Origin of the sequence: Ensifer sp. Root127 (assembly GCF_001425225.1) — a bacterium.
GTDB classification, from domain to species: Bacteria; Pseudomonadota; Alphaproteobacteria; order Rhizobiales; family Rhizobiaceae; genus Ensifer; species Ensifer canadensis.
The window spans coordinates 790,121-814,620 of record NZ_LMDX01000001.1 but is presented as its reverse complement, the minus strand read 5'-3'; the positions used below and the strand labels follow the sequence as shown (position 1 = coordinate 814,620).

At 61.2% G+C, this 24,500-nt stretch carries 25 protein-coding genes; 23 read left to right on the top strand and 2 right to left on the bottom strand.

The annotated features are described in order from the left end of the window. Window positions 1-352: 352 nt before the first annotated feature. The 19 genes from ASD03_RS03825 to ASD03_RS03735 all read left to right on the top strand — a co-directional run bounded on the left by ASD03_RS03825 (window position 353) and on the right by ASD03_RS03735 (window position 16,843). Window positions 353-1,006, top strand: a complete 654-nt coding sequence (locus tag ASD03_RS03825) for a hypothetical protein (RefSeq protein ID WP_025425933.1) — start codon at window positions 353-355, stop codon at window positions 1,004-1,006. Beyond that, window positions 1,003-2,211: a MotB family protein gene (locus ASD03_RS03820; RefSeq protein WP_025425934.1), complete on the top strand. Its 1,209-nt coding sequence runs from the start codon at window positions 1,003-1,005 to the stop codon at window positions 2,209-2,211. The genes ASD03_RS03825 and ASD03_RS03820 overlap by 4 nt, the downstream gene beginning before the upstream one ends. 5 nt (window positions 2,212-2,216) lie before the next feature. Beyond that, the gene (motC, locus tag ASD03_RS03815) at window positions 2,217-3,527 is read left to right on the top strand and encodes a chemotaxis protein MotC (protein WP_025425935.1); all 1,311 of its coding nucleotides are present in this window, start codon (window positions 2,217-2,219) and stop codon (window positions 3,525-3,527) included. Beyond that, on the top strand, window positions 3,524-4,981 hold the full coding sequence (locus tag ASD03_RS03810) for a flagellar hook-length control protein FliK (RefSeq protein ID WP_057212494.1): 1,458 nt from the start codon (window positions 3,524-3,526) through the stop codon (window positions 4,979-4,981). The genes motC and ASD03_RS03810 overlap by 4 nt, the downstream gene beginning before the upstream one ends. After that, on the top strand, window positions 4,932-5,489 hold the full coding sequence (locus ASD03_RS03805; protein WP_025425937.1) for a transglycosylase SLT domain-containing protein: 558 nt from the start codon (window positions 4,932-4,934) through the stop codon (window positions 5,487-5,489). Before ASD03_RS03810 ends, ASD03_RS03805 begins: the two co-directional genes overlap by 50 nt. A 270-nt stretch (window positions 5,490-5,759) precedes the next feature. Next, window positions 5,760-6,431, top strand: coding sequence for a response regulator transcription factor (locus ASD03_RS03800; RefSeq protein ID WP_025425938.1), 672 nt, complete (start codon window positions 5,760-5,762; stop codon window positions 6,429-6,431). A 91-nt stretch (window positions 6,432-6,522) separates the two neighbouring features. After that, window positions 6,523-7,755, top strand: a complete 1,233-nt coding sequence (locus ASD03_RS03795; RefSeq protein WP_025425939.1) for a flagellar hook protein FlgE — start codon at window positions 6,523-6,525, stop codon at window positions 7,753-7,755. Window positions 7,756-7,778: 23 nt separating this feature from the next. After that, complete coding sequence (gene flgK, locus ASD03_RS03790; RefSeq protein ID WP_057212492.1) at window positions 7,779-9,194, top strand: flagellar hook-associated protein FlgK; 1,416 nt, start codon at window positions 7,779-7,781, stop codon at window positions 9,192-9,194. Between the two features lie 2 nt (window positions 9,195-9,196). Continuing rightward, window positions 9,197-10,249 (top strand): flagellar hook-associated family protein, encoded by a 1,053-nt coding sequence (locus ASD03_RS03785; protein ID WP_025425941.1) that lies wholly within the window; start codon window positions 9,197-9,199, stop codon window positions 10,247-10,249. Window positions 10,250-10,284: 35 nt separating this feature from the next. After that, window positions 10,285-10,632 (top strand): flagellar biosynthesis regulator FlaF, encoded by a 348-nt coding sequence (flaF, locus tag ASD03_RS03780; RefSeq protein WP_025425942.1) that lies wholly within the window; start codon window positions 10,285-10,287, stop codon window positions 10,630-10,632. Continuing rightward, window positions 10,629-11,078, top strand: coding sequence for a flagellar biosynthesis repressor FlbT (gene flbT / locus ASD03_RS03775; protein WP_025425943.1), 450 nt, complete (start codon window positions 10,629-10,631; stop codon window positions 11,076-11,078). The genes flaF and flbT overlap by 4 nt, the downstream gene beginning before the upstream one ends. Further along, a complete protein-coding gene (gene flgD / locus ASD03_RS03770; protein ID WP_025425944.1) occupies window positions 11,069-11,479 on the top strand; it encodes a flagellar hook assembly protein FlgD in 411 nt (136 codons plus the stop codon). The genes flbT and flgD overlap by 10 nt, the downstream gene beginning before the upstream one ends. A 7-nt stretch (window positions 11,480-11,486) precedes the next feature. Next, entirely contained in the window at window positions 11,487-11,753 is a 267-nt protein-coding gene (gene fliQ, locus ASD03_RS03765; RefSeq protein ID WP_025425945.1) for a flagellar biosynthesis protein FliQ, read from the top strand. A 220-nt stretch (window positions 11,754-11,973) separates the two neighbouring features. Then, complete coding sequence (flhA, locus tag ASD03_RS03760; RefSeq protein ID WP_025425946.1) at window positions 11,974-14,061, top strand: flagellar biosynthesis protein FlhA; 2,088 nt, start codon at window positions 11,974-11,976, stop codon at window positions 14,059-14,061. Beyond that, complete coding sequence (fliR, locus tag ASD03_RS03755) at window positions 14,058-14,810, top strand: flagellar biosynthetic protein FliR (RefSeq protein WP_025425947.1); 753 nt, start codon at window positions 14,058-14,060, stop codon at window positions 14,808-14,810. The genes flhA and fliR overlap by 4 nt, the downstream gene beginning before the upstream one ends. Before the next feature lie 4 nt (window positions 14,811-14,814). Next, the gene (locus ASD03_RS03750; protein ID WP_025425948.1) at window positions 14,815-15,228 is read left to right on the top strand and encodes a hypothetical protein; all 414 of its coding nucleotides are present in this window, start codon (window positions 14,815-14,817) and stop codon (window positions 15,226-15,228) included. 116 nt (window positions 15,229-15,344) lie between these two features. Beyond that, the gene (locus ASD03_RS03745) at window positions 15,345-15,896 is read left to right on the top strand and encodes a rod-binding protein (RefSeq protein WP_025425949.1); all 552 of its coding nucleotides are present in this window, start codon (window positions 15,345-15,347) and stop codon (window positions 15,894-15,896) included. Between the two features lie 14 nt (window positions 15,897-15,910). Further along, window positions 15,911-16,279, top strand: a complete 369-nt coding sequence (locus tag ASD03_RS03740; protein ID WP_025425950.1) for a hypothetical protein — start codon at window positions 15,911-15,913, stop codon at window positions 16,277-16,279. After that, on the top strand, window positions 16,280-16,843 hold the full coding sequence (locus ASD03_RS03735) for a hypothetical protein (RefSeq protein WP_025425951.1): 564 nt from the start codon (window positions 16,280-16,282) through the stop codon (window positions 16,841-16,843). A gap of 17 nt (window positions 16,844-16,860) precedes the next feature. Here the strand turns inward: ASD03_RS03735 and ASD03_RS03730 are convergent, their stop codons facing one another. Then, window positions 16,861-17,850: a glycosyltransferase gene (locus tag ASD03_RS03730; RefSeq protein WP_025425952.1), complete on the bottom strand. Its 990-nt coding sequence runs from the start codon at window positions 17,848-17,850 to the stop codon at window positions 16,861-16,863. A 159-nt stretch (window positions 17,851-18,009) separates the two neighbouring features. Between ASD03_RS03730 and ASD03_RS03725 the strand changes: the two genes are divergently transcribed. Genes ASD03_RS03725 through ASD03_RS03715 form a run of 3 tightly spaced genes read left to right on the top strand, consistent with a single transcriptional unit; the run spans window position 18,010 to window position 20,983 of the window. Beyond that, window positions 18,010-19,230 (top strand): glycosyltransferase family 4 protein, encoded by a 1,221-nt coding sequence (locus tag ASD03_RS03725; RefSeq protein WP_025425953.1) that lies wholly within the window; start codon window positions 18,010-18,012, stop codon window positions 19,228-19,230. Beyond that, window positions 19,227-20,042, top strand: a complete 816-nt coding sequence (locus tag ASD03_RS03720; protein ID WP_239637564.1) for a WecB/TagA/CpsF family glycosyltransferase — start codon at window positions 19,227-19,229, stop codon at window positions 20,040-20,042. The genes ASD03_RS03725 and ASD03_RS03720 overlap by 4 nt, the downstream gene beginning before the upstream one ends. Beyond that, window positions 20,036-20,983: a DUF6492 family protein gene (locus tag ASD03_RS03715; protein WP_025425955.1), complete on the top strand. Its 948-nt coding sequence runs from the start codon at window positions 20,036-20,038 to the stop codon at window positions 20,981-20,983. Before ASD03_RS03720 ends, ASD03_RS03715 begins: the two co-directional genes overlap by 7 nt. Here the strand turns inward: ASD03_RS03715 and ASD03_RS03710 are convergent. Beyond that, window positions 20,927-22,192, bottom strand: coding sequence for a transporter (locus tag ASD03_RS03710; protein ID WP_038575893.1), 1,266 nt, complete (start codon window positions 22,190-22,192; stop codon window positions 20,927-20,929). The genes ASD03_RS03715 and ASD03_RS03710 overlap by 57 nt on opposite strands. A gap of 171 nt (window positions 22,193-22,363) precedes the next feature. Here ASD03_RS03710 and ASD03_RS03705 point away from each other — a divergent pair, with 171 nt between their 5' ends. Next, window positions 22,364-24,385: a GumC family protein gene (locus tag ASD03_RS03705; protein WP_025425957.1), complete on the top strand. Its 2,022-nt coding sequence runs from the start codon at window positions 22,364-22,366 to the stop codon at window positions 24,383-24,385. Window positions 24,386-24,500: the final 115 nt, after the last annotated feature.

Here is a 24,500-nt window from a genome sequence, read left to right as displayed (position 1 = left end):
CGGTCACGGCACCCGGTGGAAACGGTTGGACCGCGCTAATTGCCCTGGCGCGGTCCAACACATTCATTTTCGCACAAGTTTGACCGAATAGCGTTCCCTCGCAGTCCTGTCGGATGACTGCCGGCCAATATGAGATTTGCGCCGCCGCCTGCATCGGTCTGCCGCCGGAATGAAAATTCCCGTGCCCGGCCGCTGTAAGTCAAAGAATGCAGGGTTCGCCGCTATCGGTGACCGGACCCGAGGGAGACATTTCAGCAGTGTCAGGATCATGGGAATTCTGCGCCGTAGGGCGGCGCCTGTCGGGCAGACGGGGATCGCCTTCTATCGTGCTGCGCGCATCGAGGTTCCAGCCATGAGCGCGATGCTGTCCCGCTATCTCAAGGATTTCAGTGCGCCGAAAGTCGAATTGTCGATGATGCCGCAGAAATACTTCCCCGATCTGGATACAGACTACTCCGATGGCGACCGGCACACGTCGCGAGCGGCTGCGCCGCAGATCGATGTCGAAGCCGAACGGCGCGAGGCTTTCGAGCAGGGCCGCGCCGAAGCGTCGGCGGAGCTTGCCTTCGAACACGGCAATCAGATCGCCGATCTCCAGGCGGCCCACGCGGCCGAAATCGAGGCCCTGACCAGGCGCCTCGAGGACGAGGCCGCAAGTCGCATGGCCGGACGGTTTCAGGAGATGACCGAGCATCTGGCGGTTTCGCTGGGTGACCAGACCGCCCGGGTGCTTGCACCTGTCATGGAGGAGGCGCTCGCGCAGCGCGCCGTTGCCGATATGGCGCAGATGATCCGGCAGGGAATTATCGCTGGCGAAGGCTGTGCGATCACCATCAAGGGTCCGCTTCCCCTGTTCGAAGCATTGAAGAGCAGCCTCGGCGACGACATGCCGGTGTTCCGCCACGTTGAAACCAACGACATCGACCTCGCCATCGAAATGGATGAGACGATCCTCGTTACAAGAATGGCGGCTTGGGCCGACACTGTCCGGAAGGTCCTCGCATGAGCGACGAAAGCCATCACAACGGCAAGAACGAAATCATCATCGTCAAACGAGTGAGTGGCGGTCATGGCGAGCATCACGGCGGCGGCTGGAAGATTGCCTACGCCGACTTCATGACGGCGATGATGGCCTTCTTCCTCGTCATGTGGCTGATCAATGCCGCCAACGAGGAGACGAAGGCGGCCATCGCCTCCTATTTCAACCCGGTGCAGCTGACCGACCAGAAGCCCGCTGAGCGTGGCTTGAAGGATCCTGCCAAGGATGCGCAGGGCGAAGAGACACAGCAGCGATCGAAGGTCGACGGCGAGCAGGAAAAATCGGGCGGCTCGGCCAAGACCGGCGACCAGCTGACCGCAACCTCGGGCGAGGAAACGAAATACTCCGACGCCGATTTCTTCGAGAATCCCTATTCGGTGCTTTCGGAAATCGCGCAGGAAGTCGGCCAGCAGGCAAACATCAGCGTCAAGGGTGACGGCGGTGCGGCGCAGTCCGGGCCGTCGACCGGGGCGGAAGGCGGCGAGGCCTTTCGCGATCCATTCGACCCGGACTTCTGGACCAAACAGGTCGAAGTCAAGGATGCCGGCAACACCACCGAGAAGGACGTCGCCTTGGCGTCCAAGGCGGCGATGGCGAGCGGCGCAGCGCCATTGCAGAAGACCGCCGAAGAACAAAAGGCCGAAGGGAAGCCGGCCGACGCCGGTAAGACTGATGCCGAAGAGGCAGAACTTGCCAAACCGGATGCCGCAGCGCAGGCCGAGGAATTGAAGGCCGAGATCAAGAGGGAGCTCGGAGGCGATGCCGGCAAACTGGCAGAGGGCCTCGTCGTGACGCCGGCTGAAGGCGGTCTGCTGTTGACGATCAGCGAACAGACGGATTCCCAGATGTTTGCCGTCGGCTCGGCCGTGCCGCAGAAGGAACTTGTCATGGCCATGGAGAAGATCGGCCGGCTGCTGTCTGAGCGCCAGGGCGTTGTCGCCATCCGTGGCCACACCGATGGTCGTCCGTTCAAGGACGGCACCTATGACAACTGGCGCCTGTCGGCTGCGCGCGCCCAGAGCGCCTACTACATGCTCGTTCGCGGTGGTCTCAAGGAAGATCGCGTCAGCCAGATCAGCGGCTTTGCCGACCGGCGGCTACAGATCCCTGGCGATCCCTATGCGCCCGGCAACCGCCGTATCGAAATCCTGCTGCAGTCGGCTAAGGGTTAGAACCGATGCTGCGACGCTTGCGATCCGCCTTGATGATGTCGGCACTGGCCATCCCGCTTTCGGCGGGAATGGCGGATGCCAACGACCTCGAGGAGCTTGCACCCTTCAAGATGATCCGGTCGCTGCAATACGTGCAGGACTCGGTGGTGCTCGGCGATCATTCTGCCATCGAGATGCAGCGCTTCATGCTGGGTGCGATCGACAAGCGGCTCAGGGCTGCGGATGCGTCCGTGTTCCGCGATCCGCGCAATGTCGATGCGGCACTTGTCTACGCCATGAGCGGCGGTAATCCGGAAACACTCAACTATCTCGCCGACCATGATGTCGATGGCAATTTCGATTCGCGCGTTACTGACGCGCTTAGGCAATATCTCGGCGGCAAGGGTGGCCTGATCGTCGAGAGCCTGTCGAAGGCGGCGCCCGAGTACCGCAATTCCCGTGTTGGTCCCTACCTGTTCCTGATCCTCGGCAATGCCACATCTCAGCAGGACCCGGTCGGGGCGATGAAGTTCTACGACTGGGCGCGATTGACTGCTCCGGGAACGATTATCGAGGAGGCGGCGCTTCGTCGCTCGGTCTTCCTTGCTGTGCAGGCGAACATGCCTGACAAGGGATTTCGTTATGCCCTGAACTACGCCCGCCGATACCTGACGTCGCCCTATGCCAGCCAATTCGCCGACGTCTTCGTCGAGCTGGCCGTCGGGCATTTCGACGAGGCGGCGCACGAACGGATTTCCGAAATCCTGACTTTCATGGATGCGCCGCGCCAGCGCGAGGTCTATCTTCGCGTCGCACGACGTGCGGCTATCAGCGGAAAGCAATCCTTGGCAAAGCTTGCCTCGGAACGGGCCGAGCAGCTCGCAGCCGACGGTGCGTCCGAGCCGCGTGTGCTCGCCAATTTTTACGCCGGGCTGGCGTCGGTACCGTCGTCTGACGTCTTTGCCGCAACACAGAGCATCGCCGCGATCCCGGACGCTGAGCTTTCTCCGCGTGACCGAGCCCTGCGTGACGCGGCAAAGGCAGTTGCAGAGGCCGTTGTCAGACCACCGGACGATGAAAGCCTCACGCAAGCGTTCTCCGCTAGACCGGTTAGACCAGCCACGCCAGTCGAGCAGATCGAAGGTGCGGAAACGGGAAGCGGCATGAGCCCGTTCGGTAGCCCGGCGGCTGATGCCAGCGCCCCAGAAGCTGGCGAGACGACACAGGCCAGCGCTGAGACTGCCGACGCCTCCGATCCTGCTCACGACGGTTTCGTGGCCAAGGGGCGGTCCAAGTTGGAGGAGATCGATGCGCTGCTAAGGGGGGAAGGCAAATGAGAGCTCTCGACGAAAGCCTGCGCGCACCACCTCAGTCCCAGACGGGCAAGCCGGGCGCACGTGCGGGCGGCAAGGAGCAAGCCCCCGGCGCCTTCGAGGACGCCGTCGCAACCGCTGGGCGCCAGAAGGCGAACGGTCAGGGCGGACAAGGTTCGTCCGCCGGCAACGGCGAGGCGACCGAAGGCGAAAACTCTGGAGCTGCGACCTTGATTGGCAATGGCGGCATTAAAGGCGGCGACGCCAAGATCTCGATCTCCAAGCAGGCGCACAATCGTGCACCTGGGGATCCGGAAGATCCGTTGCTCGACAATCACAATGCTCAGAACGAGCGGTTCTCGCTCGCGGAGCGTGGACGAGACGCCAAGCGTGTTGCTGCCAAGGCGGCGCGGGCGCGCGAACAGGCGAATGAGACGGTTGCCGCCGACGCCGACGAATTGGCCGCCGGCATAGCGGGTTTGTCGCGCGGCTTGGGTAGGGGCCAGGCAAACGGCGCGCAGGGTGCAGACGGCGAGCCAACTGATGCGGCCGCGGCTTCAGATGCCAAGACTTCCCCAAGCGCCAGCGTAGACGACCTGCTGACGCTGCTCGGCGGCAACGCCATGCCGTCGACGCGTGCTGATGCCCAAGGTGGCTCGGCCGGCGCCGCTGGCGTCCATGCCCTCGGTGAACGCGGCGCCAAGGGCGCTGGGCATGGCGAGATGATCGATGCCCATGGTGCGAGTGCCGAAGGTGCCGATGGCGAACAGGGCACCGACCGGTTGTTCCGCTTCGCCCGCGCCGATGGCAAGGGGCAGGCGATTTCGATGAGCATATCGAAGGACGGCGAACGGGCGACGGTTGACGCCGCGCGGTCAAATGCCAAGGCTGAGAACGTCACCGTGCTCGAAGCTCGCCGTTATCTCGGCATTTCGATGAACAGCAATTCCACCAATGTCGCCAACGCGATCGCCGGCGACGCGGGCTTTGCCCAGTCGTTGCAGCCGAGTGCTGCCCTCGGCCAGCCGGGTGCCTGGACGCAGGCCGGCAAGACCTTGAACACGCTCAAGATCCAGATGCATCCGATCGAGCTTGGCCTCGTCACCGCAACGTTGCGGTTGAAGGACGACGAGCTGCAGGTCGAGCTGAAGGTGGAGAACGGCGAAGCCTTCCGCCAGCTGCGCGACGACCAGAGCGAAATGGTCAAGGCGCTGCGAGCCCAGGGCTTCGCGGTCGATCAGATCAACGTCGTGTTCAATTCGGGCAGCGATACATCGACGGGCGGCGGCAGCTCGCAGCCGCAGGCCCAGGCGGGCCAGCAGGGCCGCGATCGCGCCGAGGACGGTAGCGGGCAGGGGCGGCAGCGACAGGATGGCGACAGCCAGGGTTCAGTGGCGGAAAGGCGGGTTGGCAATGGCGGTACGGATGATGCGGTTGCCGGCACTGAGCGTTCTCGCACTGGTCACGTCTACATGTAGCGCATTCGCCGGTGCCGACACTGGAATCTGCGAACGTGAAATCATCTCGGCAGCATCCAAATACGGCATTCCGGCCGGCATACTCTACTCCGTCGGATTGACGGAAACCGGCCGCAAGGGGTCGCTGCAACCCTACGCAATGAATATCGAAGGTAAGGCCTATTTCGGCACCAGCACGCAGGATGTTCTCGTTCGATTTGCCAACGCTCAGGCGCAGGGTGCCAAGCTCATCGATCTCGGTTGCATGCAGATAAATTACCACTTCCATGGCGATCAGTTCGCATCGCCGACGGAGATGCTTGACCCTCGCAAGAATGTCGAATATGCCGCGCGCTTCCTGTCCAACCTTCGAGCGAAGCATGAGAGCTGGACAATGGCCGTCGCACGGTATCATGCCGGCCCGAACAACGACCCGGCGCAGAAGAAATATGTCTGCCGGGTGATCGCGAATCTGGTCGCGACGGGCTACGGCAAGTGGACGCCGAATGCCACGCAGTTCTGTCAATAAGCAACCAATGATTGTTTGATTACGGGTCATTCTGCATTGTGGCGACAATGCGTGGAGAATGTGACGGCAAGTGGTTTTGTCGCAAGCCGTTAACTTTTCCACATTATTTTAGTGTGACCGTTAACGCTTAGCCACTAGATGTAGATCAAATCGGCGCGATATGGTTAATCAATTATTAATTCCACCCATTAACTTCCTCTAGTTGTTCATGAATCCCTCGATTCGTACCTCTCAATCAGTGCGGTGCCATACTGATTCGGAGGCGGACGAATGATCGTAGTGGTTGACGATAGAGAACTCGTGAAAGACGGCTACACGTCGCTTTTCGGGCGTGAAGGAATTCCCTCGACGGGCTTTGATCCCAAGGAGTTCGGCGAGTGGGTGAATGCGGCGGCAGATTCGGATATCGACGCGGTCGAAGCGTTTCTGATCGGCCAGGGTGACAGCACCTTTGCCTTGCCGCGCGCGATCCGCGACCGGTCGATGGCGCCCGTCATTGCGGTCAGCGATACGCCTTCGCTCGAAAACACCCTGGCGTTGTTCGACTGCGGCGTCGACGACGTCGTTCGCAAGCCGGTTCACCCCCGCGAGATCCTGGCACGCGTTGCGGCGATCCGTCGCCGCCTGAAAGCCATCAACAACTACACCGACATCGGCCCGATCCGCGTCTTTGCAGATGGCCGCGATCCGGAGATCAACGGCGACGTGTTCGCATTGCCACGCCGCGAGCGCCGCATTCTCGAATATCTGGTCTCCAACCGCGGGCGCCGAGTCTCCAAGTCTCAGATTTTCAACGCGATTTACGGAATCTTCGATGAAGACGTCGAGGAGAACGTCGTCGAAAGCCACATCAGCAAGCTGCGCAAGAAACTGCGCAAGAAGTTGGGCTTCGACCCGATCGATTCCAAGCGGTTCCTTGGCTACTGCATCGACTGGAACTAAGGCGCGGCTAGGCGGGTCAGGGCGTACCTAAGACAGGTTCACGCAAGGCCCGCTTCCTAGTGTCGCTGCAACGTGGAAATGAGGATCCGATATGAGTCTCTATGGCAGCATGAGAACGGGCGTCTCCGGTATGAACGCTCAGTCGAACCGTCTCGGCACTGTCGCCGAAAACATCGCGAATGCGAACACGACGGGCTACAAGCGCGCCTCGACAGAGTTCTCATCGATGATCCTGCCTTCGGGCGGCGGCAACTACAATTCCGGCGGCGTCGAGACCCAGGTGCGCTACAGCATTTCGCAGCAGGGCGGCACAAGCTACACGACGTCCTCGAGCGACCTCGCGATCAACGGCGGCGGCTTCTTCATCGTGCAGGGCAACGGCGGCGAGAATTTCCTGACCCGTGCCGGCTCCTTCGTTCCCGATAAGGACGGCAACCTCGTCAACACCGCCGGCTTCAAGCTGATGGGCTACGAATACAAGGCTGGCGCCGACCCGACGGTCGTGGTCAACGGCTTCGACGGCCTGACGGAAGTCAAGCTCAAGGACGAAGGCCTGGTGGCGTCGGGCTCGACCAAGGGCACGATGGAAGCGAACCTGCCGTCAGGTGCTGCCGTCGGCGACGAAAAGCCGACGTCGCTTGTCGTCTACGACAGCCAGGGTAACACCCGCATCCTCGACTTCGTCTACAAGAAAACCGGCGTGAACCAGTGGTCGCTTGAGATACGGGACCGTTCGACATACACGGCAGGCCCGCCGGCAACGGGCGTGATCGGCTCGCAGAGCATGACGTTTGACGCGGCCGGCAAGCGCATTTCGGCCACGCCCGCCACGCTGACGACGACGCCTATCAACAACCTGCCGGGCACAGGCGCCAATCTCGGCGCCCTGACGATCGACACGACAAAGACGTCGCAGCTCGGTGGCGATTTCACCAGCACCGGCGGCGGCATCGACGGCAGCAAGCCGAGCAAGATGTCGGGCTTCGAGATCGACAAGGAAGGCGTGGTCTACGTCAAGTACGGCGACGGTAACCTCATTCCGAAGTTCCGCATCGCGCTTGCCACCGTCCAGAGCCCGGACAGGCTCTTGCCGCAGTCTGGCAACGTCTACTCGCAGGGCACCGATTCCGGCGTCATCGTCACCGGTTTTGCCGGCTCCGGTGCGTTCGGCAACATCCAGTCCAAGGCGCTCGAGAACTCCAACGTCGATATCGCCAACGAGCTGACCTCGATGATCGAGGCGCAACGCAACTACACGGCAAACTCCAAGGTGTTCCAGACCGCATCGGACCTGCTTGAAGTTCTGGTCAACCTGAAACGGTAATTGAAAGAGATACGGTCCGCGTTATGTCGCTGTCCTCCGCAATATCCATCGCACAACAGGCTTTCAGCAACACGGCGCAGCAAACCGCGATCGTGTCGAAGAACATCGCGAACGCGGGCAACGCGGACTACTCGCGTCGGCTTGCTTTGCTCGGAAGCACGGCGAATGGCGCGCAGGTCGTATCCATCTACCGTGCCCAGAACGAGGCGCTGCTCAAACAGAGCATCGCCGGCATGGGCGAGGCCTCGGGCCAGGCAAGGCTGCGGGAAGGGCTGGAACTGATGAAGTCGGCGCTCGGTGGCAACAGCTACGAGACGGCGCCTTCCAAGCTGCTGGCCGATTTCCGCAACAGCCTTCAGACCTTTGCCGCGACCCCTGGCAACAAGACGATCGCCGCAACGGCGGTTTCTGATGCCGGGGACCTGGCGGATTCGCTCAACAAGGCCTCCAAGTCCGTCCAGGACATGCGCGAGAATGCCGACAAGGAAATCGCGCTGGAGGTCGACAAGCTGAATGGCCTGTTGGCGGAATTCGAAAAGGCCAACAACGCCGTCAAGGCGGCAACGGCGCAAGGGTCGGACCCGAACGACGCGCTCGATCAGCGCGACAAGATTTTGAAGCAGGTCTCCGAGATCGTCGGCATTTCGACGACGACGCGCGCCAACAACGACACTGTGATCTTCACCACCGACGGGACCGTGCTGTTCGAGACGATTCCGCGCTCGGTCACCTTCGCCTCGCAAAACGTTTACGACGCGACGACAGTCGGCAACAAGATCTATGTCGACGGCGTGCCGATTGCCGCGGGAACCGGCGCCGATACGACGGCGAAGGGCAAGCTAGCAGCACTCGTACAGCTGCGCGACGACGTCGGGCCGAGATTCCAGTCGCAGCTCGACGAAATCGCCCGCGGCCTGGTGACGATGTTCCAGGAAGGCGGCCAGCCCGGCCTGTTTACCTGGGGAACGGCGGGTATTCCGCCAGTCGGCATCGTGCCTGGCATGGCATCGAAGATCACGGTCAACGCGCTTGCCAAGGCAGACCCGCTGATGCTGCGCGACGGTGGTTTCGACGGTACGTCGAACAACCCCACCGGCAATGCAGGCTATACCGCCCTGCTGGACGGCTTCATCAACGCAATGGGTGAGAACATGGCGTTCGACCCAGCGTCCGGCCTCGACAGCAACAGCAACATTCTGAATTTCGCCACCAGCTCCGTCGGCTGGTTGGAGCAGTTCCGCAAGACGGCATCGACAGCCGACGACAACAAGTCGGCTCTGCTGTCGCGCACGGCGGAAGCGCTGAGCAAGCAGACTGGCGTCAGCATCGACGAAGAACTGTCGCTGCTGCTCGATCTCGAACAATCCTACAAAGCATCGGCCAAGCTGGTCAGCACCGTGGACGCCATGATGGCGGCCCTTATGGAAGCTGTGAGGTAATCATGAAGACATCCTTCGTTTCGAACCTGGCGATTCAGACCGCCATGCGCCTGACGATCCAGCAGACTCAGGCCGAGTTGCTGCGACGCACCCAGGAAAGCACGAGCGGCATTCACTACGACATCGGCCTAACGCTTGGGGCGTCGACGTCGCGATCGCTCAATCTGCAGCGCGAGCTGGACAGGATGGGCTCCCTGAAGGGCACCAACGCCGTGGTCACGCAGAGGCTTTCCGCCTCCCAGGGCGCGCTTGAGACGATGCAGAAGGCCGCCGAGAAGGTGCGCGACACGCTTGTGACCTACAAGGGCAACGACAGCGTCGACGCGATGAAGATCCTGAAGTCCGAAGTGAATGGCGCGCTTCAGATCTTCACATCGGCGGCGAACACCTCTTTCAACGGTGAGTTCCTGTTTTCGGGCATCAACTCAGACGTCAAGCCGCTCGCGGACTACAACTCCGTGCCTCCGTCTGCGGCCAAGGCCGCATTCGATACGGCGCTCAGCAGCTACATGTCGACAAACAGCCTGACCGACATGAGCCAGTTCACGCCGGCACAGATGCAGGACTTCATCACGACCAAGCTCGAACCGATGTTCATGGGCACGGATTGGGATGCCAACTGGTCTGATGCCTCGAGCCAGAACATGACGAGCCGGATCAGCGCCAGCGAGGTCATCGAGAGCTCGACCAACGCCAATACCAAGAGCTTCCGGATGTTCGCGCTTGCCAGCGTGATCTCGTCGGAACTGATGGACAAGAACGTCAATTCGCAGGTCCGCAACACGCTCAACAACGCCGCATTCGGCTACATGGAGCAGGCTATTGCCGGCCTGAACGGGGAACGCAGCTCGCTCGGTATCTCGGAGTCGCGCGTCAAGAAGGCGACGACTTCGATCGAGGCGCAGGAGAAGCTCATCAAGACCCACATCATCGACGTCAACGGCATCGATCAGGAAGAAAACGCAACGCGCGTGAATATGTTGAAGACCCAGCTCGATACATCCTACGCGCTGACGTCGAGACTGCAGCAGATGAGCTTGCTCAACTACCTCTGAGAAGAGGCGACCGGACAAACATGAAGGATGTCTGAATGTACCAATTTTCCTATGCCGAGATCATGGAGGATGGCGTTGCCGACTCCAAGAATCGAGAGCGGCAGGTACTCGATCGCTCGATTGCGCTCCTTGAAGCCGCAAGACAGCAGAACGGGTATTCGAGAGAAGCCATCGAGGCGATCTATTTCACCCGGCGCGTCTGGATCCGCTTCATCGAGGATCTTCGCGCTCCGGAAAACCAGCTCAACGAAGAGCTGCGCGCCAATCTGATTTCGATCGCCATCTGGATACTCAACGAGACGGAAAAGATCCGCAAACGCGAATCCTCCAACTTCCAGGGCATAATTGACATTACCACCATCATCAGGGATGGACTGAAATGAAGAGCACACTGCGTATCTCGCTGAAGTCGGGCGAAAGAATTTTTGTAAACGGCGCGGTGCTTCGCGTTGACCGCAAGGTCGCCGTCGAATTCCTGAATGACGTGACCTTCCTTCTGGAAAACCACGTGCTTCAGCCGGAAGACGCGACGACGCCGTTGAAGCAGCTCTACTTCATCGCCCAGATGATCCTGATCAACCCGGAAGGCGCCGAGCAATCGACCGCAATGTTCCGCAAGTCGGTCGTCATGCTGCTTAACTGCTTCAAGAACGAAGAGATCCTGGCCGAACTGAAGCGGGTCGACGGCCTGGTCACCAACGGCCGCGCCTTCGAAGCGCTGAAGGCGATCCGTGGGCTCTACGCCATCGAAGACCGCATCCTCAACACGCAGGAAATCACGCCGGCCACGGTCGAGCAGATTCGCAAGGAGATCGCACCATGGCGGTAAGCGGCGTCAGCAACAATGACTACACCCCGATCGTCTCGGGTGCCGACTCTGGCAACGACGCCAGCAAGGCGTCGCTGAACTACGAGAGCTTCCTCAAGCTGCTCGTGGCCCAGATGAAGAATCAGGACCCGACGCAGCCGATGGACGCCACGCAGCAGATCGCGCAGCTCGCGACCTTCTCGCAGGTCGAACAGACGATCAAGACCAACAAGAATCTCGAAAGCCTGCTGCAGCGCACGTCGCTCAGCGAGGCGGACGCGGTGATCGGCAAGACTGTCACCAATGCCGACGGCACAGTCACTGGCGTTGTCAAGGAAGTCAAACTATACTCTGACGGAATCATTGCAGTGCTGGATAACGGCAAGGAGCTCGTTATCGGCCCAGGCGTCAAGGTAAAGTGATACCCCTATGAATGAGGCGGATGCCCTCGATATCGTGCAGGCTGCGATCTGGACCGTGATCGTTGCCTCGGGGCCCGCCGTTCTCGCCGCGATGATCGTCGGCGTCGTCATCGCCTTCATTCAGGCGCTGACCCAGGTTCAGGAAATGACCCTGACCTTCGTACCGAAGATCCTTGCCGTGATGATCACGGTCGCTGTTTCCGCGCCTTTCATCGGCGCCCAGATCTCGATCTTCACCGACATCGTCTTCTCCCGAATCCAGTCCGGATTCTGAGCGCGCCTTACGGCATAATTTCATTCTTAAATCGGATCCGATTTAAGAATGAAATTATGCAGCAAGTTTAAAGCGATACAGCGTCCTTTGCGCGTCATATTTGACGCGCGGCGCTGTCGCGCTACCACCTTCGCGCAAGCTTGGGCCTCTATCTCCAGTCTTAAGATTGGGGCAGCGCGTGTGAATGCTGCCCGACCTCTCATGAAGAGACGGAAGAGACATGGCACAGCAAGCGGCGTTGATCATCCCGAAAGTAGCACCAAAGGGCCGGGACATCGGCTTTGCGCTCGGGATCGTCATGATCCTGGCAATTCTCTTCCTGCCGATCCCGCCGTTCCTGATCGACATGGGGCTGGCTTTCTCGATCGCCTTCTCGGTCCTGATCCTGATGGTGGCGCTGTGGATCCAGCGGCCGCTCGAATTCTCGTCCTTTCCGACGATCCTTTTGATTTCGACCATGGTTCGCCTGGCGTTGAATATCGCAACGACGCGCGTCATCCTTTCCCACGGTCACGAAGGCCACGGCGCCGCCGGCGGCGTCATTTCCGGTTTCGCCAGCCTCGTCATGTCCGGCGATTTCGTCATCGGTCTGATCGTCTTCCTGATCCTGATCACGGTGAACTTCATCGTCATCACCAAGGGTGCGACGCGTATCGCCGAAGTCGGCGCGCGCTTCACCCTCGATGCCATTCCCGGCAAGCAGATGGCGATCGACGCCGACCTTTCGGCCGGTCTGATCGACGAAAAGGAAGCGCAGCATCGTCGTCGCGAACTGGAGCAGGAAAGCTCGTTCTTCGGCGCAATGGACGGCGCGTCGAAGTTCGTGCGCGGCGATGCGATCGCCGGCCTGATCATCACCGCGATCAATATTTTTGGCGGCATCATCATCGGCTATCTGCGCCATGACATGCCGATCGGCGAAGCGGCCGACGTCTTCGTCAAGCTTTCCGTCGGTGACGGTCTGGTCTCACAGATCCCCGCGCTGATCGTCTCGCTCGCCGCCGGCCTCCTCGTGTCGCGTGGCGGAACCGCCGGCTCGACCGACCAGGCCGTTGTCGGGCAGCTCGGTGGTTATCCCCGCGCTTTGATGGTTGCCTCCGGTCTGATCATCCTGCTTGCGCTGGTTCCGGGACTGCCGTTTCTGCCGTTTGCGTTCCTTGGCGGCGGCATGGCGTTCCTGAGCTGGGTCATTCCGCGGCAGATCGAGGCGGAAAATGCGGCGCGCCGGATGGAGGAAGCCGCGACGGCCCAGCAGGCTAAGGACGGTGAGGCGGACTCGGTCAAATCGGTGCTGAAGACGGCGGAGATCGAATTGCTGCTCGGCAAGCAGGTGTCGACCCGACTGCTCGGCGCGCACCAGGAACTGGCCTTCCGCGTCGGCAAGATGCGCCGCAAGTTCGCCGGTCAATACGGTCTCGTCATTCCGGAGATCAAGGTTTCCGACGACATCAGCATCCCGGACAAGGCCTATCACGTGCGCATCCACGGCACGACGATCGCCTCCAACACGGTGCGTGTCGGTGAAGTTCTGGTGGTCACAGGCGGCGGCCGCCGTCCGAGCGTGCCGGGAGACGAGATCCGTGAGCCCGCCTTCGGCATGCCGGCGGTCTCGATCCTCGAGACATTCACCGAAGACCTGAAGCGCGAAGGCTTCCACCCGATCGACAACGTCTCGGTGGTGCTGACGCATCTGTCCGAAGTGATCCGCAACAACCTGCCGCATCTCTTGTCCTACAAGGATGTGAAGGTACTGATCGATCGGCTGGACCCGGAATACCGCAAGCTGGCCGACGAAATCTGCACTTCGCACATGTCCTATTCCGGCCTGCAGGCAGTCTTGAAGCTGCTCTTGGCGGAGCGGGTATCGATCCGCAACCTGCACCTGATCCTCGAAGCGGTGGCCGAACTCGCGCCGCATGTCCGCAAGACGGAGCAGATCGTCGAGCACGTGCGTGTGCGCATGTCGCAGCAGCTGTGCGGCGACCTTGCCGACAACGGCGTCCTGCGCGTCCTGCGCCTCGGCAACAAATGGGATATGGTGTTCCACCAGGCGCTGAAGCGCGACGCAAAGGGTGAAGTCGTCGAGTTCGACATCGATCCGCGCCATCTCGAAGAGTTCAGCGAGCAGGCGACGAAAGTTATCCGTGAACATCTCGATCGCGGCATGCCCTTCGTACTGGTAAGTTCGCCCGAATCCCGTTCTTATGTCCGCATGATCATCGAGCGTCTTTTTGCCACTTTGCCCGTGCTCTCGCATGTCGAGCTTGCCAAGGGCCTCGAGATCAAGATCATCGGCTCTATTTCATGATAACCGACCCCGAGGGCACGGTGCTCGCGCTGTTTGCGGCATTCTGCCGGATCGGGGCGTGTATCATGATCATGCCGGGGTTCTCGACCGCGCGCATTCCCATGCAGATCCGGCTGTTCATCGCGGTCGCCATCTCCATGGCGATCCTACCCGTCATGTGGACCGATATCTATCCGCAGGTGACCGGCAAGGGACACACCTATATCTACCTGATCGCTGCCGAAACCGCCGTCGGCGCGGTCATCGGCCTGGTTGCCCGCTACTATGTGCTCGGCCTTCAGTTCGCTGGCACGACGATAACGATGCTGATGGGCTTCAGCCCGCCGCCGTCGTCGGACGTGATCGAAGACACGGCGGAAAACCAGCTCACCAGCATGATCAGTTTTGCCGGCTTGATGATCCTGTTCATGCTCGATTTCCACCACGTGATGTTCGAGGCGATCGCCCAGTCCTATCGGGTCATGCCGGTCGGCAGCGTCTTCGATCCGCAGGGCGTGCTCATCACCCTGACGGATTCGCTCGAGCAGACCTTCATGATCATGCTGAGGCTCGCGAGCCCCTTCCTGATCTATGGCCTTTTGTTCAACGTCGCCATCGGCATGGTCAACAAGCTGGCGCCGCAGATCCCGATCTACTTCATCTCGCAGCCCTATCTGATCATGGGCGGCATGTTCCTGCTCTATCTCGGTATCGCCGCCATGCTGCGCCTGTTCGGCGACGGCTTTGCGCCGGTCATGCAAGGGGGATAGCCACATGAAGACGCGGTCGCAGAAGCTCAAGCGCCTGGTCGCAGTCCAACGGCATCTCGAGCAGATGGCCGAGGCTGACTTTGTCGAGATGGTGCGGCAGCGCGAGGCCCTGGCCGAGACGATTGATGTCGTCGTCGATGCCATGGGCTCGGCCCATCCGATGCATCGCATGTTTTCCGGCCACTATTCCTCGCAGGTCGGGCGCCTCGTGCAGAAGGACCAGATGCTGTTCGGCATCCAGCAGACGCACGAAGCGCGCATGCTGAAGGAGCGGGCCAAGGCCGACCGGCTCGAGGAAAACATGAAGGATGCCCGGCAATCGGAAGACCGGGAAGAGGCCGACAATTCGATCTATGACCTGATCGATCAACACGTTGCCCGCCAAGCGCCAGCTTCCGGTAAGGTTGACGGGCGATAGTGCGACATCCGGAACGCTCCACCCCCGTGTGGTGGGACGTTCGGTCGAGATGTTGAACGCGCGATTGCGTCGGCCCGGTCGGGGTCGCTGCGATGCCGTTGTCGAGAGGATTTGTCATGGCTATCTCTCCGCCCAGCGATCTGGTGATGGACGTCGTGCGCGCGGCCGATCCGGCCGAGGTGCAGGAAGCGCAGGCCCGGCTGAAGGCCAATCGCGCCGCCTTCCAGGCGACGAGCCTCGCCGAAAACGGCAACGGTTTCGCCGCCGCCGTCAACGTCCTCAACTCTTCGGAGGGATCGAGCGGCCTCGGCGATATCAACAACCGGGTCGAGCAGAAGAAGGTTCCCGAGACCTATCGCAAGTTCGAAGCGATGATCCTGCAGAATTTCGTGAAATCCATGCTTCCGAACGACAGCGAGAATGTTTTCGGAAAGGGCACGTCCGGCGACATCTGGAAAAGCATGATGGCCGAGCAGATCGGCGATGTCATTTCCAAGAGCGGCGGCATCGGCATTGCCGACCAGTTGGCTGCCGGCGATGCGCGCGAACGTGTCAATGCCTCGCTCGATGGCAACAGCCGAAACCTGGCCGCAAGCCTCGTGCAGGAATACGAGCGCAAGACGCTCACTGGCTACACGACTGAAGACGATAAAAACAAACAAGCTTAATTGGGAGTTCATTTATGGAAGCTGTGGCATCCAACGACGTCCGGATCCAGAACGTGCTCGGCCGGCTGGAAATGATCATCGACAATGAGAACAGCCGTATCGGCGTCGATCCGGAGTTCGATATCAAGACGTCGAACGCGCACAAGAGCCGTTGCCTCTACGAACTGACGATGCTGCACCGCGATACGCTGCCGGGCGAGTTTTCGCCGGCCTTCGCGTCGCAGACCCGTCACCTGCGCGACAAGCTCGAGATCAACTCGCAAAAGGTCGAAGCCCACCTCGACGCAGTGCGATCCGTCGTCGATCTGCTGAAGACCGCCGCCCAGGATGCAGATGCCGACGGCATCTATTCCGAAGCGCAGTTCCGCTATAGCGATTTCTGAATGCTCAAGCTCGTTCTCACCGGGGTTTGGGTCTGCGCCGTCACGCTCGGATCCGTCTATTATTCGATGCAGAGCGCCTCGGCGCCCGTCGTCTCGGATGCGGAAGCAACGCGGCGTGCATCGGAGCAATATGTTCCGGGAGAAATGATCACGGTTCCCGTCATCAAGGACGGCGCCGTACAGGGCTATTTCCTGACCAAGCTTTCCTTCTCGGCGACGAAGGAAGGCATCAACAATCTGCGCGCGCCGCTTCGCCAGATGGTCACCGACGAACTCTACGACATGCTGGTCGGTTCGAGGTTCATCGATGTCGGCGACACAGGCACGTTCGACCTGCCGACCTTCAAGTCGACGGTCAAGGATGGGCTCAACAAGAAGCTTGGCGGCGAGGTGATCACCGAGGTCCTCGTCGAACAGCTCGAATATCTGACCAAGGACGACGTCAAGCGCGTGGCCAACGGCCAGAACGTCCCGCGTCAGAAGCCGGTCGCCATCGTCGACAAGAACGGCAACGTCGCCAACGACAAGTTGCCGGAAGGCAGCATCAACGCCAGCACCCACTGATCGCCACTCAGCGGCGCTCAGTTCTTTTCGGGGTTGCGGTATTGTTCGTTGACCAGGCCGAACTCCGCCATCAGCCGCCCGACAGCCACATAGAAGTGGTAGAGACCGGCGGCGGCAAGACCGGTTTTTCTCCATAGTTTGATGCCGCGCGGGATAGCGGCGCCAAGCAGCGCAAGCGATTTGCCGAAGGTCTTCACCCGTCCGCCAAAGCTCGGATCCCGGCGGTGCTCGAGCATCGTCGAAATTGCCCCGTTTCTGAGGCTTCGCGCACGGATCCATGATGCGTTGGTGCGCCGTGCCGGCACCGTTTCCGCCACCCAGGCCTCCTTGGTCCAGGCGAACGAAAACCCCTTCTCCTTGCTGCGGCTGTAGAAGTCGGCGTCGCCGCCACCGATGAAGTTGAAAGCCGGGTCCAGAAACGGGCGCGGCATGGCGTCGAGAACCCGGCGCGTCACCAGCACGTTACCCGAAGAAAACAGGATAGGCACAGGTCCTGTCGTCTCATAATGGGGCGTAAACACCGGGTGCCGCTTCCACTTCTGCCCGCTCATATCCTCGAAAACCGGCAGCTGTGGACCGCCGACCATGTCCGCCTGGGTCGCTTGCTGTGCCGTGACGAGGCAATCGAGCCATTCGGGTGAGGCGATCTCGTCGTCGTCGATGATGGCAATGGCGCGCAGGTTGGGATAGGTTTCGAGCGCCATCGCCCAGCCGGCGTTGTAGGCGTAGCAGTTTCCACGCTGGTGGGCGATGATGACGATGGAGTCGGACGGGTGCCCGAGGAAGAAGTCCTTCGCCGCCGCAGCACCTGCCAGACCTTCATCGTCGTTCTCGATGACGACCGTGGCAAAGGCAACGTCAGGCCGTTGGGAAACAATGGTTTTCAGCGTCTTGATGACATGTTCCGGGCGCCGAAAGGTCGGTAGCACCACGACGAGTTCGATGTCACCGGCGTCTTCCAACTCGGTCCGGAAATAGACGGAAATATCCTGGCCGATAGACGTCATCGTGAAACCTGTGCAAGCGGATTGCTGGCAAGCACTAAAGCAAATCTTCCTAAACAGATGCTGAACCGGCAAAACGACTTTTGAATGAATGCTTTAAGCGGTCCTTCACCCCGCGCTGCTAAAGAAAGGCGCAATGCTCCATCCATGACGTGTGGCAAAATGCATCTGGTCCTGGTTTCCTCACTCGTTCCCGTAGACAATCCCGCCTCCGGTTTCGATATCGCCAATCGTGCGGTGCTTGACGGTCTGCTCGCGCTTGGCCATCGGGTCAGTGTCATCGGATTTCTGCAGCCCGGGCGGCGCCCGGCGCCCGACTGCGAGATGCACCTGCTTGGCGAACTGGAAGTGACCAATGCCAAGGCTGGCCGCCTGCAAAAGCTGAGCTGGCTTGCGACCGCTTTTCTCAATCGCACCTCGGTGTCGTCAGCCAAGATGCTTGGCGTATCGGCGGGCCGGATCCAGTCGATCCTCGACGGGCTTGCACCCTTCGACGGTCTGGTCCTCAATTCCGTGCAACTGCCCGCGGCGTTCGCTCAAGTTTTCAGGTCCTATCCGTCGATCTATGTCGCTCACAATGTCGAGGCCGATTCCGCCCTGGAAAATGCCGAGCGTGCCAAGGGCCTTTTGGAGCGCTTCCTCTTTCGGCGCGAGGCGTTGTATCTCGAACGCTACGAACAGCAACTGGCGCAGAATGCCGTCGGATTGTGGACCTTCGCCGAGGCGGATCGTCTCGGTTTCGGTCGTGCTGTTTACGACCGGGCATTCGTGCTGCCGCTGGTTACCGGCTGGGACGCGCCGATTGTGCCTGATGTGCAGCGCCAGCACGACCTCGGCTTGATCGGCACCTGGAGCTGGCGGCCGAACCGGCTCGGCCTGGACTGGTTCCTGGATCAGGTCGTGCCCCATCTTCCCCAGGACATGTCGATCGCGATCGCCGGGCAACTGGATGGAGCGCCTGTCGTTTCGCATCCGGGCATTCGTTTCGTTGGTCGCGTGCCGGACGCCCGCGCCTTCGTTGCGGCCAGTGCCGTCGTGCCGCTGATCAGCCGTGGCGGCACGGGGGTACAGCTGAAAAGTATCGAGACGTTCGAGCTCGGCATGCCGTCGGTTGCCACGCAGGCTTCGTTGCGTGGCATCGAGACGATCCCGGAAAATTGCACGCCGACCGACGATCCCCGGGAGTTTGCCCGCCTGCTGGTGGAAAAGGTCGCCCACGCGCGCGCCGGCCTTTCGCAGCGCCTGGACGGCGCAGCGTTCCACCGGACTCAAAAGGCCAGGATGATGCAGGTCATGCTGGATGTGTTGCCCGGCCTTGCCGCAAATGACGCAAGCGCCCAGGTTCGACCACGATTGAAGGTCCACGACGGAGGCCGGTCGTGACCATATCTGTCGCCGCCTCGAACGTTGCGGTATCGCAGCGCATGATCCTGGGCATGCCGGTCGCCGATCTCGGCTGGGCGAGCGCTTTCGCCTTTGCCAACGACGCGGTTTCTCGCAGCAGTGGACAGGTGAGTCTTGCCTTTCTCAATGCGAACAACGCCAACCTGATGTTGAAGGACACCGAATATCGGGATGTGCTGCGCCGCCAGATCGTATTTCCCGATGGCCACGGCGTCGATATCGCTTCCTATTTGTTCCATGGAGGCATGTTCCCGGCCAATCTCAACGGCACCGATTTCGTTCCGGCCTTGCTGACCTACCTCGATCGGCCGATGCGGATCGCGATGATCGGCGCGCGGCCGGACGTATTGGCGCGCGCGGCCGAGAACTTTCGCAAACACGCGCCTTGGCACGAATTCCTGCCTGTTTCGGACGGTTTCTTCGATCGCAGCCGGTCGCGCGAACTGCTCGCCGACGTGCGGGCTCTGAGAGCCGATATTCTTCTCGTGGCAATGGGCAGCCCGATGCAGGAGAAATGGGTCGATACCTATGTCGGCCCGCAGGATGCACGGCTGGTGATCACCGTCGGCGCATTGTTCGATTTCGTCGCTCAGGAGTTCCCGCGTGCGCCGAAGCTTCTGCGCAAGCTGCGGCTCGAATGGTTCTACCGGCTGGCTCTTGAGCCGAAGCGCATGTGGCGCCGCTATGTCCTCGGCAACCCGCTGTTCCTGCTGCGTGTATTCCTGCACAAGCTGACGGGCCGCGCTCGAAAAAGCGTCGGCAACTCCAGCCTCGGAGCGCGAAAATGCTGACCGAGCCCTCCAGGCGAACCGCTGTTGTCACTGCGTCCTACGCCAATGATTTCGAGCGCTGCCGCCTGATGTGCGAAAGCATGGATCGGCGGCTGCAGGGCGATTGGGTGCACTATCTGCTCGTCGCCGATTTCGACGTCACGCTTTTCCGGCAGCTCGAAGGATCGCGGCGGCAGGTCATCGACGAGCGCGATCTTCTGCCCTGGTGGCTGCGTCCCGTCACCGACCCGCTCTCGGGCGGGCGCCGCAAGATCTGGCTGAGCCCCTTTGGCCTACCACTGCGCGGCTGGCACGTTCAGCAGCTTCGACGTCTGGCGCTTGCCCGCCATATCGATGAGGCGGCGATGTTCGCGGTCGATTCCGATGTCGTCTTCCTTCGCGACTTCGACCCCGCCACACTCTGGCGGGACGGCCGACTGACGCTTTACCGCAAGGATGCGGCGATTGACGCAAATATGCGCTCCAATCATCTGGCATGGCTTGCGCATTCCGATCGGCTTCTCGGTATCGGCCCCTATGCGCTGCCGGCCAACGATTACATCAATACGTTGATCGCCTGGCGCAACGACACATGCCGCAAGCTCGTCGACCATGTCGAAGCGCTGCATGGCCGCAACTGGGTTCGAGCGGTGACAAAAACACGCGCCTTTTCCGAATGCACGATCTATGGCCGCTTCGTCGACGAGGTTATGGGCGGGCAGGGGCACAAGCCCTCATCCGATGCACTTTGCCACGTGCTCTGGTTCGACGACAGTTATCGGCAGGGCATTGCCGGCCTCAGGGATTTCCTAAGGGATATGGCCCCGCACCAGATCGGCATCGGCGTCCAGTCGTTCGTCGGCCACGATCTCGACGATATCCGCAAGGCCGTGGTCGAACTCGCGTCAGATGACCCGGTTGGCCGGCTTGCTCAGCGCGGTATAGGTCAGGCCGAAGGATAGCAAATACAAAACCAGGAAGATCAGGTTGAGCGATGGCGCCCACTCGGCAACATCCGTGGTCGTCGTCAGCAGCATCGCAAGCAACCCCACTTTCACCACGCCCGCGACCAGCAGGTTGGCCATGCGCCGCACGGTGCGGCCGGTCGCATAGAGCAGTTCCGAATGATACTCGATCAGATTGCGGAACGATGGTACCAGCAGGATCATCGCCACGATCGGTGCTGCAGCCGAAACGTTATGGCCCAGACCGTTCGGGAAAACGTAAAGATAAACGGCCATTGCAGCGATGGCGACAAACGAGGCGGCAGCCACGGCAAACTCGATCGATAGGCGAACGGGCCAGCGGGCGATCGCATCGGGTGTGCGCATGATCCGCTGGACGAGCAGCGTGTTGAACGAGCGCACCGGCAGGGCGGTCAGATCGGCAAGCCGCATCAGGATCGCATAGATGCCGGATACGGCCGGGCCGCCGATCGCCAGCACGGCGATCTTGTCAAACTCCGACTGAATGTAGAAGAGGATTTCGGCGCCTGCGACCGAGACCGAATCGCCCCAGCGGCGGAAGTAGAGCCGGGGCTGCCAGCGAAGACGCACCCTTGGGTAAAACAGTACGAGAGCGATGACGAGGCTGATGGCGTTGGCGGCGAGATAGAACTGCGACCAGGCGCCAAGCGTGTTGACCTGAAGCAGCGCAAACAGCAGCGCCGCCGCCGTGCGGATTGCCGTGGCGATGACCACGAGCAGAGCGCCGCGGCCGAAGCGGCCGAGGCCGTTGAGAACGATGACCGCCGTTTCGAGCCCGCGCCAACAGATGATCTCGGCCGCCATGAAGGCCGCAAAGGTGCCGGCCGACATGTCGCGTGAAAAAAGCGCGATGAAGGTGCCGACGCAGATCAGTGCGATCACCGGCAGGGAAAGCAGCGCGCCGACGAGAAACCCGGCGCTATAGGTACCCACCAGCAGCGGTTTCACCGTCGCCACGCGGTAGAGCGGCGACATGAAGCCGAAGGCAAGTGCGCGCGAGATCATGATGCCGGCGGCGGACGCCGTGGCAAAGAGACCGAAATCGGCGATGGAAAGCGTGTTGGCAACAGCGATAAAATACGCAAGCGACAACACGAGCCGCCCCGCCGAACCCCCCGTCATCGAGAGATAGGCGTGAACAAGCGCCCTGTGGCGAAGATAAAGCGCTTTGATGCGGTGGTGCACGATCGAACTTCCAGGAGTCTCTCCCGTCATAGGCGGGAAAGCTTAATAAGGCGTGAGATCGCCCGTTTCTGGGGTTGGTTCTTTCTCCAAAATTAACCATTTGTTTTCCCTGTTTCCTTAGGTTGAATTCACTATTCGGAATTCGCCATCTCGGCAGCCGCGGGATAAGTCATGTTCAACGTCGACGACGAAAAACGCCCGGTTCCGCGTGCATCGTTGCTCGATATCGCAGCAGGGGGCCCGCGGGTCTCGGCGCGCGCGCAAAAGCCCGACGCCAAAGGCCGAGGATCCGCCGGCTCGTCGTTGCTCGACCGCTTTGTCGAGGCCGATCAAGCGGCTACACAGCCGGGCTATGCCGCGTCGCGGCATGCAGCTCGCGCGACACCCCAACCCAAGATACCGTCGGCACTGAGCGGTCCGGCTACTCGGCCGCAGCGTGGCCTTGGCGGTGCGGACGGCAAGATTGCCCGGTGGCTGGCCGGTCGGGATGCGGACGACGCCTCCGACGGTTCGGGTGGAGATGCATTGCTGCCACCCGGTGACAGACCGCTCGTCGACATCAAGGCCGTGCTTCGCTCCGTCTGGCAGGTTCGTTTCGTCATTGCCGCCACGACGATACTCGGCGCCGTCGCCGGCGTCGCGATCGCCCTGTCGACACCCAGCATCTATCTCTCGGAGAGCAGGCTCTATATCGACCCGCGCGAGGTGCGGCTGACGGATTCCGATCTCTCCAAGCAGTCGCTGGCGACGGAAGCCATTCTTGCGCTTGTCGACAGCCAGCTCGAGGTTCTGCGCTCGCGCACCGTGATGGAGAAGGTCGCACGTGATCTCGATCTGCAGAACGATGCCGAGTTTTCAGGAACTGGCGCGGCGGAAGGCGAAGTCTCGCCGCGCACCCTGCAGAAACTGAGCGACGCCATCCGCGTCTGGCGCGATCCCAAGACCTTCATCGTCATCGTCGAAGCGCAGAGCCGAAGCCCGGAGAGATCGGCGCTGATCGTCAACCGCCTGGTCGAAACCTTTCTGGGCGAGGAGACGGCGGCACAGTCCGGCTTCTTCCAGAAGACCACCGCGGCGCTCGATCAGCGTATCTCCGAACTCAAGGCCGAACTCGATACCGCTGAAAAGGCGATCGAGGAATACAAGGCGCGCAACGATATCGTCGGCGCCGGCGGCGAGCTGATCGCCGACAAACAACTGCTCAGCCTCAGCGATCAGGTCGCTGCTGCGCGCAACCGGATCGCCGAAGCAAAGGCGAAGGCCGACGTGTCCGGCAAGGTCCGGCTCGATGACGTGCTGACCGGCGCCTTTCCGGAGGAAGTCAGCTCGATGGCGCTCGCCGAGCTGCGCAAGCAATATGCGGCGACCAGGGCGCAGTTGAGCTCGCTCGATGCAAGCCTCGGTCCCCGTCACCCGCAGCGCATTGCCGCCGTACAGTCGCTTGAATCCTCCCGCGCCGAGATCGCCAATGAGCTGCGGCGCATTGCGGCCACCGCCCAGACCGAACTCGATCGTGCCGAGAGTGCGGAGCGGGATCTGGTCCGGCAGTTCGCAGCGCAGAAGGCCCGCCAGATCAATTCGTCCGGCGAGATGGTCGAGCTGCGCGAACTGGAGCGAAATGCTGCCGCGACCCGCGAAATCTACGAGTCCTTCCTGAAGCGCGCCAGCGAAACGCGCGAGGAAGAAAAGCTGACGGCCAAGAACATCCGCGTCGTTTCGCGGGCGGAGCCTGCGTTGCAGCCCAAGGGGCCGTCGCGCAAGATCATCGTCATCGGCGCAACGCTTGCGGGCTTTTTCGCCGGTTTCGGTCTCGGTATCCTGCTCGGCATCTATCGCAGCCTGAACGGGTTGTTTGTCGGCCCGAGGGGTGCGCCGCCGGAGACTGTCGACCCGGATCCGCCAGAGCCGGGCACCGACCCGGAACCGGGGCCTGGCGCGCGCAATGAGCAAGAAATGAAGGCGCGCGAACCGGATCTGCCGCCGCCATTCTCGCCAGCAGCCCACCATGCGCAGTCGCTGGCTGCCGCCTATCTCGCTTCGCGCGAGCTGGCAAGCCAGGCTTCCCCGACAAGGCCGTCGCCCCTGGCTATCGAGCCCGAGGACGATCTCGGCATCGCTAAGGTGCAGGACGATCTTCGCGCGCTCAGGTCGCGCGTCGAGAGCTACTCCCGCCAGAAGGTCGCGCGTCGCTGAACCTCAGCATCTGCGAAGAACGAGCAGGCAGCCTTTCAGTGATGAGAGGAAATGTCGCGGCCTGCGCTGCAAACGTGCATCTGGCCATGCCGACCCCTTGCATTTATGCGTTTGG